Source organism: Streptomyces polygonati, assembly GCF_042650325.1.
Classification (GTDB): Bacteria; Actinomycetota; Actinomycetes; order Streptomycetales; family Streptomycetaceae; genus Actinacidiphila; species Actinacidiphila polygonati.
This window is the reverse complement of the sequence record NZ_JBHSBB010000001.1, coordinates 175,516-189,780: the sequence shown is the minus strand read 5'-3', so window position 1 is coordinate 189,780 and position 14,265 is coordinate 175,516. Positions and strand designations below refer to the sequence as shown.

Below are 14,265 nucleotides of genomic sequence, written 5' to 3'. Positions count from 1 at the left end.
GGAGAGAGCGATGCCCGGCGCCGAGTCCGATGTGATGGGATTACCCACGGGTGCGGCACCCGCCCGGCGGGGCGTGCCATCAGGCCTGAAGCTGACCGCCCTCGCCACCGGTTTTGTCATGGCCGCATTGGATGTGACGGTCGTCAACGTCGCGGGGGCCGCGATCCAGGAGCACCTGGACGCCTCGCTGTCCGAGCTCACCTGGATCGTGGACGGTTATGTGCTGGTCTTCGGCTCGCTGCTGCTGCTGGCCGGCGGCCTGGCGAACCGCGTCGGCGCGAAAACCGTCTATCTGTGGGGCATGGCGGTCTTCTTCGTCGCCTCTCTCGGTTGCGCGCTCGCGCCGAACGCCGGGGTGCTCATCGCCGCCCGCCTCGTGCAGGGCGCCGGCGCCGCGCTGTTCATGCCGAGTTCGCTGTCCCTCCTGGTGTCCGCCTTTCCGGAAAAGCGGCAGCGCACCCGGATGCTCGGCCTCTGGTCCGCGATCGTGTCCACCTCCGCCGGGCTGGGACCCACGGCAGGCGGCCTGTTGGTGAGCGCGTTCGGCTGGCGGAGCATCTTTCTGCTCAACCTGCCGATCGGCGTCGTCGGCATGCTGATGACCAGGCGCTACATCGATCCGTCCGGGGTCCGTACCGGCAAACCGGCCGTGCCCGGCCATGCCCTGTGGATCGTGGCGCTCGCCGCACTGAGCTTCGCGCTCATCGAGGGGCCGCGACTCGGCTGGGGGGTCGGCCCGGTGCTGACCGCGTACGCCGTGGTGGCGGTCGCCGCGGGACTGCTGGTGGTACGCGAACGACGCGCCGACGATCCCGTGATGCCGTGGGAGCTGTTCCGCCGGCCGAGTTTCGCCGGTGCGAACCTGGTGGGCTTCTTCTTCAACTTCGCGCTCTACGGAAGCATGTTCATGCTCGGCCTGTACCTGCAGCACGCCCGCGGGGCGTCCCCGCTTCAGGCCGGGCTCGAACTGCTGCCGATGACCATCTGGTTCCCGCTGGCCAACATCGTCTACTCGCGGATCTCCGGGCGGTTCTCCAACGGCGCACTGCTCACGGTCTTCCTGCTGATCGCCGGCGTCGCGTCGCTGACGATGGTCGGCGTGTCGTCCGCAACGCCCTTCTGGGTACTGGCTTCGGCCGTCGGCGTCGCCAACATCGGTGCGGGCGTCATCTCCCCCGGAATGACCGCCGTCCTGGTGGACGCCGCCGGGGCCGAGCACGCGAACGTGGCCGGGTCGGTGCTCAACGCCAACCGTCAACTCGGCACGCTGGTGGGCATCGCCATGATGAGCATCGTGCTCGCCGGCGTCCCGGACTGGAGCCGTGGCCCTGCCGTGTCCTTCCTGCTCATCGGCATCGCCTATCTCGCCGGCGCGGCAGCCGCCTGGTTGCTGATCGCCCGGTCCGAACGCGTCGGTGCCGCTGTCAGCGGCAAGGTGACCGCCCGGGTCTGACCCTTCGCCGGCTGTGGGATGTCCGGTACCGGTGGGGCTGCCGCCGAGATCCCGTGTCAACCGCGCTGTCCGGTTGGCCCCATGTCGGGCAAGCTGTTCACACTGCCGCCGATGTATCCCAGCTCACCGAGGAGCCGCCATGTCCGGGACCTTCCGCCTCGATCCGGCGAAGACCGCGCTCGTCCTGATCGAATACCAGAATGAGTTCGCCAGCGAAGGCGGGGTGCTGCACGACGCCGTGGCCGGGGTGATGGCGAAGACCGGGATGCTGGCGAACACCGTGGCGCTGGCCGGCGCCGCCCGCGCCGCCGGCGTCACCATCATGCACGCGCCGATCACCTTCGCCCCCGGCTACGGCGAACTGTCGCGTCACCCGTACGGGATCCTCAAGGGGGTCGTGGACGGCTCGGCCTTCGTCAAGAACACCTGGGGTGCCACCATCGTGGACGAACTCACCCCGGCCGAGGGCGACATCGTGATCGAGGGCAAGCGCGGCCTCGACACCTTCGCGAGCACCAACCTCGACTTCATCCTGCGGAGCAAGGGCATCGACACGATCATCCTCGGTGGCTTCCTCACCAACTGCTGTGTCGAGTCGACGATGCGCACGGGATACGAGCACGGCTTCCGTGTCATCACGCTGCCCGACTGCGTGGCCGGCACCTCCCAGGAGGAGCACGACAACGCGATCACCTACGACTTCCCGATGTTCTCCCTGCCCATGACCTCGGCCGAGGTGATCGCCGCCCTCTGACCGGGCCGGCGAGTCCGACGTCCCGAGGTGCCGGGCCGGACGGGGATCGCGTCAGGAAGGGACCCTGGGCGATCCCCGTTCACCGACCGGCGGGTGACTACCAGCTGGACTTTCGTACGCCGGGCAGATGTCCGGCGTGCGCGTGCTCGCGCAGGCCGATCCGGGAGAGGCCGAAGGTGCGCAGATAGCCGCGCGGGCGGCCGTCCACCGCGTCGCGGTTGCGGACCCGGGTGGCGCTGGCGTCACGGGGCTGGCGGCGCAGCTCGCGCTGCGCGGCGGCCCGGTCCTCCTCGCTGGTGGCGGGTGAGCTGACGAGGCGTTTGAGTTCGGCGCGCCGCTCTGCGTAGCGGGCCACGGTGTCGCGGCGCCGGTCGTTCTTCGCGATCTTGCTCTTCTTGGCCATGGTGCCCTTCAGATCGTGTAGCCACGGGCGCGGATCAGCCCGACGGCGCGGTCGATGCCGATGCGGTCGACCGTCTTGATCCCCTTGGCGCTGAGAGTGAGGCGCACATGGCGGCGCTCGCCGGGCAGCCAGTACCGCTTGGACTGGACATTGGGGTCGAAGCGGCGCGCGGTGCGCCGGTGCGAGTGCGAGATGTGGTTGCCGAACCCGGGCTTGCGGCCGGTCAGCTGGCAGTGGGCGGACATACGCGCCTTCCTGTGACGGGGGACTGCGCCGCACCATACCGAGAAGCGTTTTCATTTCCAAGTGGGTGTGCGCCGAAGGTGGCCCGGCGGTCAGCGGCGGCGAGGAGTGGGTTTGAAAATGAAAACCGTAATCGTATAGTGGGGCGCATGGCCCGCAACGAAGTGCGTCCGATCATCAAGCTCCGCTCCACCGCCGGCACCGGGTACACCTACGTGACCCGCAAGAACCGCCGCAACGACCCCGATCGCATGGTGCTGCGCAAGTACGACCCGGTGGCCCGACGGCACGTCGACTTCCGCGAAGAACGCTGACCCCGGACGTCCGAGCCGGGCCGACCACCTGACCGGAACGTCCCACGACACCCCGGGACCCGAACCGGACCCGCGCCCACCAGACAAGGAAACCCCGTGAAACCCGACATCCACCCGGCCTACGGCCCCGTTGTCTTCCGCGACCGATCGGCCGGCTTCGCCTTCCTCACCCGCTCCACCATGACCAGCGCCACGACGGTCGTATGGGAGGACGGCCGGACCTACCCCGTCGTCGATGTGGAGACCTCCTCCGCGAGCCATCCCTTCTACACCGGCACCGCCCGCGTGCTCGACACTGCCGGACGCGTCGAACGCTTCGAGCGCCGCTACGGCCGTCGCGGGGCGAAGTGATGGCGGAGTGCGGGAAGCTCCCCGTCGTCGTGGTGGCCGGACTGCACGCGCCGGCCCGGCAGGCGGTCGTCGAACGGCTGCTGAACAGGGTCCCCGGGAGCGTGGCCCTGCACCACGACCTGTCGGTCGCCGACGCGGGCATCGTGCGGCGGACCGTGCGCGACGCGAGCGGCGTCCTCTCACGCGGTGAGACGCCGCTGGTCGACGACTGCGCGTGCTGCGCGCTGCGCGAGGACCTGGTCCCGGAACTGGAACGCCTGGCGGCGAGCGGGCTGACCCGGCTGGCCGTGGTCGAACTGTGGGACTCCGTCGAGCCGCAGGCGATGGCCGAGATCATCGCCGACCGGGGAGCCGCCTTCCTGGACCTCACCAATGTGATGACCGCTGTCGACCCCTCGCTCGTCATGGCCCTGCTGAGCAACGGCGACGATCTGCGCCGGGCCGGCATCGCGGCGGCGCGCGAGGACGCGCGGACGGTGGGGGACACCTGGGCGCGCCAAGTGGAGTACTCGCCGGTCCTGGCACTCCTGCCCGGCGCTGAAGCGACCGACGAGGACACAGCGCTGCTCGCTCAACTGCACCCCACGGCCCGGCAGGTGGACGCCGACAGCCCGGAACTGGCCACGGAGGCCTTCGCCGGGTTCGACGTCCCGGCGGCAGCGGCCGCCCAGCACCCCGCGAGTTCCCGGCTGCCACAGGAAGCGGACGAGGCCGGCGTGTCCACCATGGTCTGGCACCGGCGGCGCCCCTTTCATCCCCAGCGCCTCTACGACGCATTGGAGGAACTCGTCTGCGCCGCGACGCGCAGCCGGGGACGTTTCTGGCTCGCCGACCGCCCCGACGCCCTGCTGGCCTGGGAGGCCGCCGGCGGCGCGCTCTGCGTGGAAAGCGCCGGTCCCTGGCTCGCGTCGCTTCCCGACGCGGCCTGGGAGATGGAGCCTCCTGTCCGCAGGGCCGCGGCGGCACTGGACTGGCACGCCGAACACGGCGACCGCTGCCAGCACCTGGTGTTCACCTCGCCCGGCCTCGACCGCGACGGACTGGCGGCACTGCTGGAGTCCTGCCTGCTCACCGACGCCGAATACGCCGGCGGGCCGACATCATGGAGTCGTCTTCCGACCGCCTTCGACGAGTTCCTCGACCCGGTCTCCTGAGCGGTCCCGCCCACCGGTGACCGACCGGACGGGTGCCGGGACGGCCGGGACGGACGCGGCATACGTCCCTCCCGGCCGTCAGGGGATCAGGCGGGCGGCTCCGCGCGGACGGTGCGGGCGGCTGTGACCAGGTTTTCCGGTGATGCCCTGGTTTCGGGCCAGTCGCGGGTTTTGAGGCCGCAGTCGGGGTTGACCCAGAGGCGGTCGGCGGGGATGGCGGTGAGGCCCTTGCGGAGGAGGTCGGCGATCTCGTCGGTGGTGGGGACGCGGGGGGAATGGATGTCGTAGACGCCGGGGCCGGCGGCGCGGGGGTAGCCGGCGGTGGCGAGTTCGCCGGCGGCCTGCATGCGGGAGCGGGCGGCTTCCAGGCTGATGACCTCGTCGCGCAGGGCGAGGGCGACCTGGCGGGCGGTGTCGCCGGCCAGGATCGGCGGGCGTACGTAGCGGGTGCCGTAGGACTGGACCCAGCCGTGGCGGGTGGCCAGGTAGCCGGTGAGGCGTTCGGCGAAGTACTGGACCGTGTCGCTGCGTTCGGGTTCGCCGTGGACCAGGACGTCGAGTCCGGCGTGTTCCTGGAAGGCGATCATCTCGGCGATGGCGGTCTCGATGCGCTGTTCGTAGCCGGCTGTGCCGGTGCGGCCGGTGCGTAGGTCGGCGCGGGCGGCGCGCAGGTCGGGGGTCTGCGGGAAGGACCCGATGGTGGTGGTCGGCAGCGGCGGCAGTCCGAGCCGGGCGCGCTGGGCGGCGGCGCGCTCCTCGTACGGCCGGGAGCGGTGTGCGTCGGCGGCGGTGACGGCGGCGGTACGGGCCCCTACCGCCGGATCACGGGTGATGGGGGAGTTCGCGCGGGCGGCGAGAGCGGCGCGGTTGGCGGCGATCTCCGCAGCGATGGTGTCGGTGCCCCGGGTCAGTCCCCTGGCCAGGGTAACGATCTCGGCGGTCTTCTGCCGCGCTAAGGACAGCCAGCGCAGGATCTGGGGGTCGATGTCGCCTTCGGGAGCGGTGTCGAGGGGGACATGCAGCAGGGAGCAGGAAGCGGACACATCGACCTGGCCGGCCAGGCCGAGGAGGGTGGCGAGGGTGGCCAGCGGGTTCTCATAGTCGTTGATCCAGATGTTGCGGCCGTCCACCACCCCGCCCACCAGCCGCTTGCCGGGCAGCCCGCCGACCGTCGCCAGGTCGTCGAGATTGGCGACGAGCACCGGCCGGGCGTTGTGCCCGAGCATCAGCGCCTCGGTCAGTTCGGCGACCCGCCGGGCGGAGTCGGCGGCGAAGACGGTGTCGGGGCCCAGCTCCGGCACGAGGTAGTGGTAGTTGGTGTCGAACCACTTGGTCATCTCCAGCGGCGCCACCTCCTGGGTACCGCGCGCCATGGCGAAGTAGCCGTCCAGCGCGTCCCTTTCGACCGCCGCGCGGTGCCGCGCCGGGATCGCGCCCACCATGACGCTGGTGTCCAGCACATGGTCGTCATAGGAGAAGTCGCCGGTCGGCACCTCGCCGAGGCCGGCCTCCGCGAGCCGCCGCCAGTTGGCCCGGCGCAGGCCGGCCGCCGTCCTGCGGAGTGTGCCGGCGGTGATCCGGCCCTTCCAGTACCCCTCGACGGCCTTCTTCAGCTCCCGGTCGGCGCCCTGCCGGGGGTAGTCGTACACCCCTCTTACGACACCCTGTCTGGCGGACAGGGCGAACCAGCTGCACCACCACCCTGAGGGGTGGGCCATCGCCCCGGCGTCACCCCGGCCGGAGGAGCCGGGGCCGGACACCACCCGCTACGCTCTGGCGCCGGACGACGCGAGGACCGTGGCGCACTGCACATGGACGGAGAGGCGGGCGGACGCGATGGCACCGGCCAGGCGCGGAGGCGGCTGTCTCACCGCCGTGGGGGTGATTCCGCTGGTCGTCGCGGTCGCCGTGCTGGCCGTGGTGGGGGTCGGCCGGATCGTCATCTCCGTGCACGAACACACCGCGCGCGGAGACCTGGACCGGCGCGCCCGGTCGTACGCGGACGCGCTGGGCGACTCCTACGCCCAAGGACGCACGGGGGCGGCGGAGTTCGAGGCCCTCGCGCGAAGGGTGGGCGGCGGCCGGATCGGCGGGGTGTCCGTCGCCACGTCGGCCGGCGGCACCGTGGTGAACTTCATGGGCGACCGGAGGTACTCCACGCCCGGCAACGGCTGGGGAGGGTCCGTCGTCGTCTGCTATCGGGTCACCCTCAGCGGTTCCATGCGGGAACCCGTCCCGCTCCGAACCGTGACCTGCTGAACGAGTGACCGGACCCTGCCGATTCAGGGAGTCGTCGTCGCGGTGGAGTGCGCGCCCGGGGCGGCGGACGCGGGAGCGTAGTGCGGGTGCAGCGACGCGGAAAGCGGGGCCAGCGACTGGCACATCGAGGCCGGGAAAGCGGGCTCCTTGCGCTGGACGGCCCGGCAGCCTCCGGCCGCGCCCTCGGCGATCGGCGCCCAGCCGGTGCTCTTCGCCTCGAAGAACCAGCGGTCGCCCAGCCGGGACGAGCAGCCGGGCTCGGACGAGCCGGCGCAGGCAGCCCCGGTGCGCCAGGAGAAGTCAAGCACCAGCCACTTCCCTTCGCAGTCCTCCGCGTCCCGGAGCGTGTGCTCGGGCGCGTCGACCGCGATCAACGCCTGGTCGTAGGAGGCGGGAGTGCAGCCGGTGGCCGGCGGTCGGCAGCCCAAGCGCCCGCACAGGCGCAGGGCCGGCGACTTGGCACCCTCGGCGGTGAACTGCGTGAAGTGGTCGACGACCACCTCGCGGTCGCCCAGGGGCCCCGGCAGCCGGACCCGCACGGTGGCCGTAGTCTCCTCGATGCACCCGGAACGCTTGTCCGACGACGGCGTGGAGAGGGTGACCTGCACCTGTACGGTGTTCTGCACCGGGTCGGTGAGCACCGCCTTGAGGTCGCGCACACAGGGCCGCTTGCCGCTGGGCACCTGCGCGTCGAGGACCAGCGTGCGGCCGTCCCCGGTCAGACGGGCTCCGGTGATCGCGGAGGGCTCCGTCGTCTCCCACGGGATCGGTCCGGTCGCCGTCGGCGGCGCTTGCTCCCCCTGGCCGGCCACGCGTGTCCCGCACGCGCCGAGGAACAGGACGGCGAGGGCGCAGAGCACAGCGGCCACGGCTGCGCCGCGCCTTCCACATGATCGCAAGAGCGCTCGATCTCCCCGTACCGCACCGACGTTGCTCCTGGTCAATATAGTCCTCGGCCGGACAGGGCACGGTGAGCGCCCGCGACGGCCACCGGCTACCGGCCGCCTCAAGCCGTACGGGGCCCCGGACCGAAGTCCGGGGCCCCGCGGTGGAGATGGGCGACTGCCGGCAGGCAGACTCAGGACCTGTCAGGACCTGTCAGGATCTGTCGGGACCCGTCAGGAGCCGGCACCTCCGGTGATCACGAACTGTGAGCCCGGTTCGACCAGGATGTTGCCGTCGGCCGAGTTGGTGATGGTCACGTTCGACAGCGTCGCGCTGCCGCGGGCGCCGCTGTGGGCCCGGATGCCCGCGCCGTTGTTGGACTTGTCGATCTTCACATTGCTGACCACGACGCCCGGCATGTTGCCGCCGCCGGTCTTGAACTGGATGCCGTCGTAGGTCGAGTCGTAGATGTCGGTGTCCCGGATGGTGACGCCGGTGATGTCGCGGCTCGACGCGAAGAGCGTGATGGCACCGAACTCCTGGGCCTCGCCCCAGAAGGCGCCGCCCGTCCGGTAGAGGGCGTTGTTGGCGACCAGGGTCTGCCCGGAGAAGGGCAGCGGGTCGTGATCGGTCGCCAGCATGATGCCGGGGTAGTTCATCGTGTCGTAGACCAGGTTGTTCTCGATGGTGTTGCCGTAACCGCCGTAGATGGCGATGCCGTTGGCCCGCCAGGGCAGCTGGATGGTGTTGTTGACGAAGTGGTTGTCGTGCGCGATGTCGACTGAGGTGTCCTTCACGTACCTGCTGGCCCACACCGCCAGCGAGTCGTCCCCGGTGGTGCGGAAGGAGGAGTTGAACACCTTCGAATTCCGGGTGCCGTTGGTGAAGTTGATGCCGTCGGCATAGGTGTCGCGGATGCGCATGCCGCTGAACTGCAGCCCGTCCGCCGGACCCCACAGGGCGGGGATGTTGTCGTAGTCGCGGCCGACCCACACGCCCACGTTGGCGTGCTCGATCCAGACGTTGCTGATCTGGGTGTTCCGGCCGAACCGGCCGTTGAGGCCCACGCCGCCCTCGTCGTTGCCGTCTCCGCCGCGAATACGGCCGGAACCGAAGATGGCGATGTCGGAGATCTGCGTGTTGTCGTCGATGTCGAAGCCGAAGTTGCCCTCGTGCGGGTGGTTGATGCCGCCCGCGTCCTGCGGCTCGGTCAGGGTGTACAGCTGGGAGTACCACATGCCCGCGCCACGGATCGTGACGTTGCTGATGCCCACCTGGTTGTACTGGCCGCGGTTCAGCGGGTCGTCGGTCAGGATCTTCTGCTCCTGCCGCCACTGGCCCGGCGGGATCCACACGCAGCTGATGGCGCCCGTCTGATCGGCCGTCACCGCCCGCTGGATGGCCGCCGTGTCGTCGATCCCGTCGTCCGGCACCGCGCCGTACGCGGTGATCGAGGTGCACTCGGCCGGCTTGCTCGACGGGGGCGCCACCTGCTCCAGGTCGACCAGGTCGATGATGTAGAACGACGCGGTGTCGGTGGCGTCACGCTGCAACCGGAAGGTGGTGCCCGCCGGATAGGTGGTGCTCAGCAGCGCGTTGGACTCGTCGAACAGCCGCCGGGCGTCGGCCTGCGGCGCGTTGGTCAGCGCCTCGGGGCCGTCGGTGTTGCCGTACAGCCAGCTGTGCTTCGAGGAGAGGGTGAGCTTGCGGACGAAGCTGTTGTTGACATAGAGGCTGATGGTGGCGTCGATGCCGCCGCCCGCTGCCGCGTCGGGGATGGAGTTGCGCACCACGATGGAGTTGGTCGGGACCGTCGAGGTGAACTGCACATACTGACCGGTGGAGTTGAGCCGCACCGACTTGCGGCCGGAGGACTCGGTGGCGAAGTTGGTGTGGCCGAAGGTGCGTTCCTGATCGGCTGTCAGCAGCGTGCCCTGGTACGTGCCGGCTTCGGCCTCGTACTCGGTGAACGGGACCGCTGCCCCGCGGCCGACCACGATCGCCTGCGAGAAGGTGTTGTTGGTCTCGTTGGTCTCGGTGACGACCCCGGTCGCGTCGGCCGTGGCGACGATGGTGGCGCCGCCGCTGGTGGCGGTCCAGGTGCCGCTGACGTTCACGGTCGTCGTCGAACCGGCCGCGATCGAGGGCGTGTTGGTGTTGAGCGTGGTGCCGGCCACCGTCAGCCGGGTGACCGTGGTGGCGCCGGAGGCGGTGGTGCCCCGGTTGTGCACACCGACGGTGAAGGAGACCGCCGCACCGACCGCCGGGTTCGACGGGCTGGAACTGACGCTGAGCACCTGGAGATCGGGACCGGGGCTCTGGGCGACCACCAACTGGGTGGGCGCGGTGAGGCTGTTGTTGGCGTTGTTCTGCTCGATGATCGTGTCGGACGGGTCCACCGCGGCCGTGACGGCGTAACTGCCCATCGCTCGCGTCCCGGTGGCGACCGACACCGTGGTCGAGGCGCCGGCGGCGAGCGCGCCGACCGAGGCGCTGCCGGCGACGATGCCGCCCACACTGACGTTCACGGTGGTGGCGGCGGAGGCCGCCGACCCGATGTTCTTCACGGTCGCGCTCACCGTGGTGCTGTCGGTCTCCACCGGAGCGGCCGGGGACCAGGACAGCGCGGTGACGGTCAGGTCGGGGTTGGGCGCCGGTATCCCGACGACCTGGATCTCGGCGACCTGGCCGCCGGGCGCGCCGGAGTTGCTGGCGAACTTCAGCTGCACGTCGGCGGCCCGGCCGCTGACCGGAATCCGTACCGAGTTCTGGTTGCCGGACGGGCTGAAGGTGTAGGTGGCGGCGCCGGCCAGTGAGGTGAAGCCGCTGCCGGCCTGCCCCCGGCCGAGGACCTGGATGTTCTGCGTCCGGGCGCCCCAGGCGCCGTCGGGGTTGAGCTTGACCACGACGGAAGTGAGGTCGGCGTCCGCGCCGAGCTTCGTGGTCAGCGTCGACGGGAAGCCGTTGGACTCCCAGTAGGTGCTGATCTGGCCGTCGTTGGCGTTGGCCGCCACGAAGGACTGGGTCGTGGAGGACGCCTCGATCGGCTTGCCGTGCGCGAGGTCGGTGCCGTTGCCGTCACCCGGGTCGCCGCCCGGACCGCCGCCGGGGTCCGTGGTGTCCGTGCCGTAGATCTCGAACTCGGAGATCTGCGCGGCGGGCCAGCCGGTGTTGCCGGTGATGTTCAGCTTCAGGTAACGGGCGCTGGCGGCAGTGAAGTTGATGGTCACGGTGTTGGCCGTGCCCGGCGCGAACGCCCGGCCCTGCGAGGCGGCCAGGGTGCTGAAGCTGGTCCCGTCGGCGCTGCCCTGCACGCTGAGCGTCTCGGTCCGCGCTTCCCACGAGGCCGGCAGCTTGAGCACCACCTGGTCGACGGTCGCGCTGTGTCCGAGGTCGACCTGGAGTCCCTGCGGGAAGACGTTCGTCGGGCCTTCCCAGTAGGAACCCTGGTTGCCGTCGGTGACGTTGGCCGCCGGGTAGCCCCCGGTGGAGCCGCCCGCCGAAGCGCTCTTGCCCAGCGCCAGGTTGGGTCGGTCGGCGGCCCCTGCGGAGGCGGCGAGGGGAGAGAGGCCGAGGGCGATCAGACCGGCCGCCAGCACGCCGGTCATCAGGCGTCTGAGCTGCTTGCGTTTCATGGTCTCCTCTGTTCTTTCCGGAACGAGAGAGCGGGTGGGGGGAGGACTCCGGGCCCTGTCGGCAGCGGTTCGCGCAGCACTGGGCATGGCGCGGGGGCGGCCCATGCGACGAAGTTGCAAACAGCAGCAAATAAATGTGGAGGTCTTGGCCATGTTTTTGCGAGTCAAAGGTTGCAATCATGTATCCACTTTGTCAACGGTTTACGCACGGCTGGCGAGTTGTTGACATAACCGGCCCGGTCGGGGCCACCGGGGGCAGCGGAGGAGGCGATGCGAGCAGGTGTCAGCGGGCCGCTGCGGTCGGCCGGGTCCACCGCGCGGGCCGCCGGACGACCGGGCGTCCGGTCAGCGGGCGGATGCCGGGGAGCTGCCGAGGCCGGCGGCGACCGCGAGCCGCAACCTGTCCTGGTCCGCGCTGCCGGGTGGCGCGGTCAGCATCACGATCTTGAGCTCGGAGTCGCCGTCCGTCAGGACGTCGCAGTCCACTTCCACCGGCCCGACGACGGGATGCCCGATCGTCTTGCGGTCCTCGCGGTGCGCGGCCACCGCGCCGCTCGCCCACAGCCGGGCGAAGGTCCGGTTGCCCGCGGTGAGCACCCGGATCAGCTCCGCCAAGTCCGCGTCCTGCGGGAAACGACCGGTCGCCCGGCGCAGATCGGACACGATCGCGAGGTCCGAGCCCTCGGTGTCGGCCACGGACACCGGCCACAAGGCGATGCGGACGTGGTCGGAGCCGACCGGGAATCTCTCACGGGCGAAGTTGCGCAGCTCCGGCGGCGAGGCCGAGGGGTCACCGAGGAGCGCCGCCCAGCCGGGATTCCACCAGAGCAGCTGCCAGTGCGCGGCGAACACCGCGACCGCCACGTCTCCGAGCCGGTCCAGTACCCGCCGCACGCCCGGCGGGACACGGTCGGGCACCGGTCCGTGCCGCGGGGGGACCAGCCCGGCCAGGAGGTGGAGATGGTCGCGTTCGGCGTCGGTCAGCCGCAAGGCGTGCGCGAGGGAGGCGACCACCTGCGCCGAGGGTGCCGTGGCCCGCCCCTGCTCCAGGCGCACCACGTAATCGACCGACACACCGGCGCGTTCGGCGAGTTCCTCGCGGCGCAGCCCGGTCGCACGGCGTGCCCGGCCCGCCGGCAGCCCCACGGCCGAGGGGGACAGCCGCTCGCGCCAGGCGCGGATCGTCGCGCCCAGCCCCAGCCCGTCCTTCGCCGCCATGCCTTCCATCCTGCCGCATGCCCCGGCCCCCTTCCTCCCTCGTGATGCCTTTTCGTCCCCGCACCGTGGTACTGCCGTTCCTACGGTCGAGGCGTCCCTGGCAGAGCCCCGCCGCGGTGGGGACGATCGGGACATGACCACCACACTGATCACCGGAGCCAACAAGGGACTCGGTTACGAGACAGCCCGCCGCCTCGTCGAACACGGCCACACCGTGATCGTGGGGGCCCGCGATCCGGAGCGGGGCGCCGCGGCGGCCGCCGCGCTCGGCGCGCGGTTCGTCCGTATCGACGTCACCGACGACGCCTCCGTCGCGGCCGCGGCGATCGACATCGCCGAACACGAGGGCGTCGTCGACGTCCTGGTCAACAACGCCGGTGTGCACGGTCCGCACGGCGATCCCGCCGACCTGACCGGCGCGGACGCGCTCGGCGTCTTCGACGTCAACGTCCTCGGCGTGGTCCGGACGACCACCGCCTTTCTGCCGCTGCTGCGCCGGTCCCCGGACCCGGTGATCATCAATGTCAGCAGCGGGATGGGCTCGCTCGCCATCACCCACGACCCGTCGCGGACCGAGTCCTCGGTGATCGCGCCGCTCTACACCGCGTCCAAGGCGGCCCTCACCATGCTGACCACCCAGTACGCGAAGGGGCTGAAGGACATCCGCGTCAACGCCGCCGATCCCGGCTACACGGCGACCGATCTCAACGGCCACAGCGGCCCCCAGTCCGTCACCGAGGGCACGGACGCGATCGTCCGCCTCGCGACGGAAGGGCCCGGCGCGGGCACGGGCCGTTTCATCGACCGCGCCGGAACGATCGACTGGTCCTGAACCCGGCGTCCACAGGCCGACCGGCCAGCCGCCGGTCCGGGACGGCCCGACGAAAACCTGTGCGTATCTCCACCGGCGGTGCGCCACACTGCCCGGATGGAAGCTGGCGGGTCGGCGGATCTGGTCGGGCTGCTCGCCCGGGCCGACGGCGACCCCGGGCGGGCCGCCGGGCTGGTCGCGTCCGAGCAGCCGGGCGGCCGCCGGTCCCGGCCGCGTGGGTGAGGACGCACGGCCCGCGGCGTCGGGATCGGCCGGTGGGGGCGGTGAACGCCGTGTGCCTCACCCCGGCGGACCCTGCCGGCAACCGGCGTCAGACGAGCGGCCTGACCCAGCGGCTCCACTGCTCTTCGGGCCGGTAGCCGGCGGCACGCCAGGCTTGCCGGCCGGGTTCGTTGCGGTCCAGGACCATCGCGTCGGACCGGCGGCCGCCGAGTGCCGCGAAGCGTTCGTGGGCGGCGGCCAGCAGCGCGGTGGCGATGCCCTGACGGCGATGGTCCGGATCGACGGCCAAGCGGTACAGGTGGCAGCGCCACCCGTCGAAGCCGGCGATGACCGTACCGACGATGGTCCCTTCCCGTTCGGCCACCAGCAGGGCCTCCGGGTCGCGGACGAGGAGGCGGGTGACCCCGTCCGCGTCATCCGTGATGCTGGCGCCCTCGGCGGACCGGGCCCAGAAGGCCAGCAACTCGGGGACCTCCGCGATGTTCGCGGTGCGGATCTTGATGCTGCTCACCAGGACTGTCTAGCAGGAGCGACACCGACAG

The 14,265-nt window shown here is 71.0% G+C and carries 15 protein-coding genes; 8 read left to right on the top strand and 7 right to left on the bottom strand.

Annotated features, from left to right (window positions below; genetic code table 11):
- Positions 1-10: 10 nt before the first annotated feature.
- Positions 11-1,453: an MFS transporter gene (locus ACFO3J_RS00765; protein WP_386424764.1), complete on the top strand. Its 1,443-nt coding sequence runs from the start codon at positions 11-13 to the stop codon at positions 1,451-1,453.
- Positions 1,454-1,592: 139 nt separating this feature from the next.
- Positions 1,593-2,207: a cysteine hydrolase gene (locus ACFO3J_RS00760; protein WP_386424761.1), complete on the top strand. Its 615-nt coding sequence runs from the start codon at positions 1,593-1,595 to the stop codon at positions 2,205-2,207.
- 97 nt (positions 2,208-2,304) lie between these two features.
- Here the strand turns inward: ACFO3J_RS00760 and rpsN are convergent, their stop codons facing one another.
- Both rpsN and rpmB read right to left on the bottom strand, forming a co-directional pair.
- Positions 2,305-2,610, bottom strand: coding sequence for a 30S ribosomal protein S14 (gene rpsN / locus ACFO3J_RS00755; RefSeq protein WP_386424758.1), 306 nt, complete (start codon positions 2,608-2,610; stop codon positions 2,305-2,307).
- 8 nt (positions 2,611-2,618) lie between these two features.
- A complete protein-coding gene (gene rpmB / locus ACFO3J_RS00750; RefSeq protein ID WP_386424755.1) occupies positions 2,619-2,855 on the bottom strand; it encodes a 50S ribosomal protein L28 in 237 nt (78 codons plus the stop codon).
- 147 nt (positions 2,856-3,002) lie between these two features.
- Between rpmB and rpmG the strand changes: the two genes are divergently transcribed.
- The 3 genes from rpmG (at position 3,003) to ACFO3J_RS00735 (ending at position 4,672) form a co-directional block, all read left to right on the top strand.
- Positions 3,003-3,167 (top strand): 50S ribosomal protein L33, encoded by a 165-nt coding sequence (gene rpmG / locus ACFO3J_RS00745; RefSeq protein WP_269726976.1) that lies wholly within the window; start codon positions 3,003-3,005, stop codon positions 3,165-3,167.
- A 96-nt stretch (positions 3,168-3,263) separates the two neighbouring features.
- Positions 3,264-3,518 carry a type B 50S ribosomal protein L31 gene (locus tag ACFO3J_RS00740; protein WP_386424752.1) on the top strand — a complete coding sequence of 85 codons (255 nt, stop codon included), beginning with the start codon at positions 3,264-3,266 and terminating at the stop codon, positions 3,516-3,518.
- The gene (locus ACFO3J_RS00735) at positions 3,518-4,672 is read left to right on the top strand and encodes a CobW family GTP-binding protein (protein ID WP_386424749.1); all 1,155 of its coding nucleotides are present in this window, start codon (positions 3,518-3,520) and stop codon (positions 4,670-4,672) included. The genes ACFO3J_RS00740 and ACFO3J_RS00735 overlap by 1 nt, the downstream gene beginning before the upstream one ends.
- Positions 4,673-4,758: 86 nt before the next feature.
- Here the strand turns inward: ACFO3J_RS00735 and ACFO3J_RS00730 are convergent, their stop codons facing one another.
- Positions 4,759-6,390, bottom strand: coding sequence for a hypothetical protein (locus ACFO3J_RS00730; RefSeq protein ID WP_386424746.1), 1,632 nt, complete (start codon positions 6,388-6,390; stop codon positions 4,759-4,761).
- Positions 6,391-6,547: 157 nt separating this feature from the next.
- Between ACFO3J_RS00730 and ACFO3J_RS00725 the strand changes: the two genes are divergently transcribed.
- Entirely contained in the window at positions 6,548-6,931 is a 384-nt protein-coding gene (locus ACFO3J_RS00725; protein WP_386424744.1) for a hypothetical protein, read from the top strand.
- Between the two features lie 23 nt (positions 6,932-6,954).
- Here the strand turns inward: ACFO3J_RS00725 and ACFO3J_RS00720 are convergent, their stop codons facing one another.
- The 3 genes from ACFO3J_RS00720 to ACFO3J_RS00710 all read right to left on the bottom strand — a co-directional run bounded on the left by ACFO3J_RS00720 (position 6,955) and on the right by ACFO3J_RS00710 (position 12,678).
- Positions 6,955-7,800: a hypothetical protein gene (locus tag ACFO3J_RS00720; protein WP_386424741.1), complete on the bottom strand. Its 846-nt coding sequence runs from the start codon at positions 7,798-7,800 to the stop codon at positions 6,955-6,957.
- 249 nt (positions 7,801-8,049) lie between these two features.
- Positions 8,050-11,451, bottom strand: coding sequence for a CARDB domain-containing protein (locus tag ACFO3J_RS00715; RefSeq protein WP_386424739.1), 3,402 nt, complete (start codon positions 11,449-11,451; stop codon positions 8,050-8,052).
- Positions 11,452-11,796: 345 nt separating this feature from the next.
- Positions 11,797-12,678: a helix-turn-helix transcriptional regulator gene (locus ACFO3J_RS00710; RefSeq protein ID WP_386424737.1), complete on the bottom strand. Its 882-nt coding sequence runs from the start codon at positions 12,676-12,678 to the stop codon at positions 11,797-11,799.
- Between the two features lie 124 nt (positions 12,679-12,802).
- Here ACFO3J_RS00710 and ACFO3J_RS00705 point away from each other — a divergent pair, with 124 nt between their 5' ends.
- Positions 12,803-13,501 (top strand): SDR family NAD(P)-dependent oxidoreductase, encoded by a 699-nt coding sequence (locus ACFO3J_RS00705; protein WP_386424735.1) that lies wholly within the window; start codon positions 12,803-12,805, stop codon positions 13,499-13,501.
- A 96-nt stretch (positions 13,502-13,597) separates the two neighbouring features.
- Positions 13,598-13,723: a hypothetical protein gene (locus ACFO3J_RS00700; RefSeq protein WP_386424733.1), complete on the top strand. Its 126-nt coding sequence runs from the start codon at positions 13,598-13,600 to the stop codon at positions 13,721-13,723.
- 88 nt (positions 13,724-13,811) lie between these two features.
- Here ACFO3J_RS00700 and ACFO3J_RS00695 read toward each other — a convergent pair whose 3' ends face one another.
- Complete coding sequence (locus ACFO3J_RS00695) at positions 13,812-14,234, bottom strand: GNAT family N-acetyltransferase (RefSeq protein WP_386424730.1); 423 nt, start codon at positions 14,232-14,234, stop codon at positions 13,812-13,814.
- Between the last annotated feature and the right edge of the window lie 31 nt (positions 14,235-14,265).

Coding starts and splice junctions, on each gene's coding strand:
- ACFO3J_RS00765 (WP_386424764.1), top strand. CDS start 11: ATGCCCGGCGCCGAGTCCGATGTGATGGGATTACCCACGGGTGCGGCA.
- ACFO3J_RS00760 (WP_386424761.1), top strand. CDS start 1,593: ATGTCCGGGACCTTCCGCCTCGATCCGGCGAAGACCGCGCTCGTCCTG.
- rpsN (WP_386424758.1), bottom strand. CDS start 2,610: ATGGCCAAGAAGAGCAAGATCGCGAAGAACGACCGGCGCCGCGACACC.
- rpmB (WP_386424755.1), bottom strand. CDS start 2,855: ATGTCCGCCCACTGCCAGCTGACCGGCCGCAAGCCCGGGTTCGGCAAC.
- rpmG (WP_269726976.1), top strand. CDS start 3,003: ATGGCCCGCAACGAAGTGCGTCCGATCATCAAGCTCCGCTCCACCGCC.
- ACFO3J_RS00735 (WP_386424749.1), top strand. CDS start 3,518: ATGGCGGAGTGCGGGAAGCTCCCCGTCGTCGTGGTGGCCGGACTGCAC.
- ACFO3J_RS00730 (WP_386424746.1), bottom strand. CDS start 6,390: ATGGCCCACCCCTCAGGGTGGTGGTGCAGCTGGTTCGCCCTGTCCGCC.
- ACFO3J_RS00715 (WP_386424739.1), bottom strand. CDS start 11,451: ATGAAACGCAAGCAGCTCAGACGCCTGATGACCGGCGTGCTGGCGGCC.
- ACFO3J_RS00710 (WP_386424737.1), bottom strand. CDS start 12,678: ATGGAAGGCATGGCGGCGAAGGACGGGCTGGGGCTGGGCGCGACGATC.
- ACFO3J_RS00705 (WP_386424735.1), top strand. CDS start 12,803: ATGACCACCACACTGATCACCGGAGCCAACAAGGGACTCGGTTACGAG.
- ACFO3J_RS00700 (WP_386424733.1), top strand. CDS start 13,598: ATGGAAGCTGGCGGGTCGGCGGATCTGGTCGGGCTGCTCGCCCGGGCC.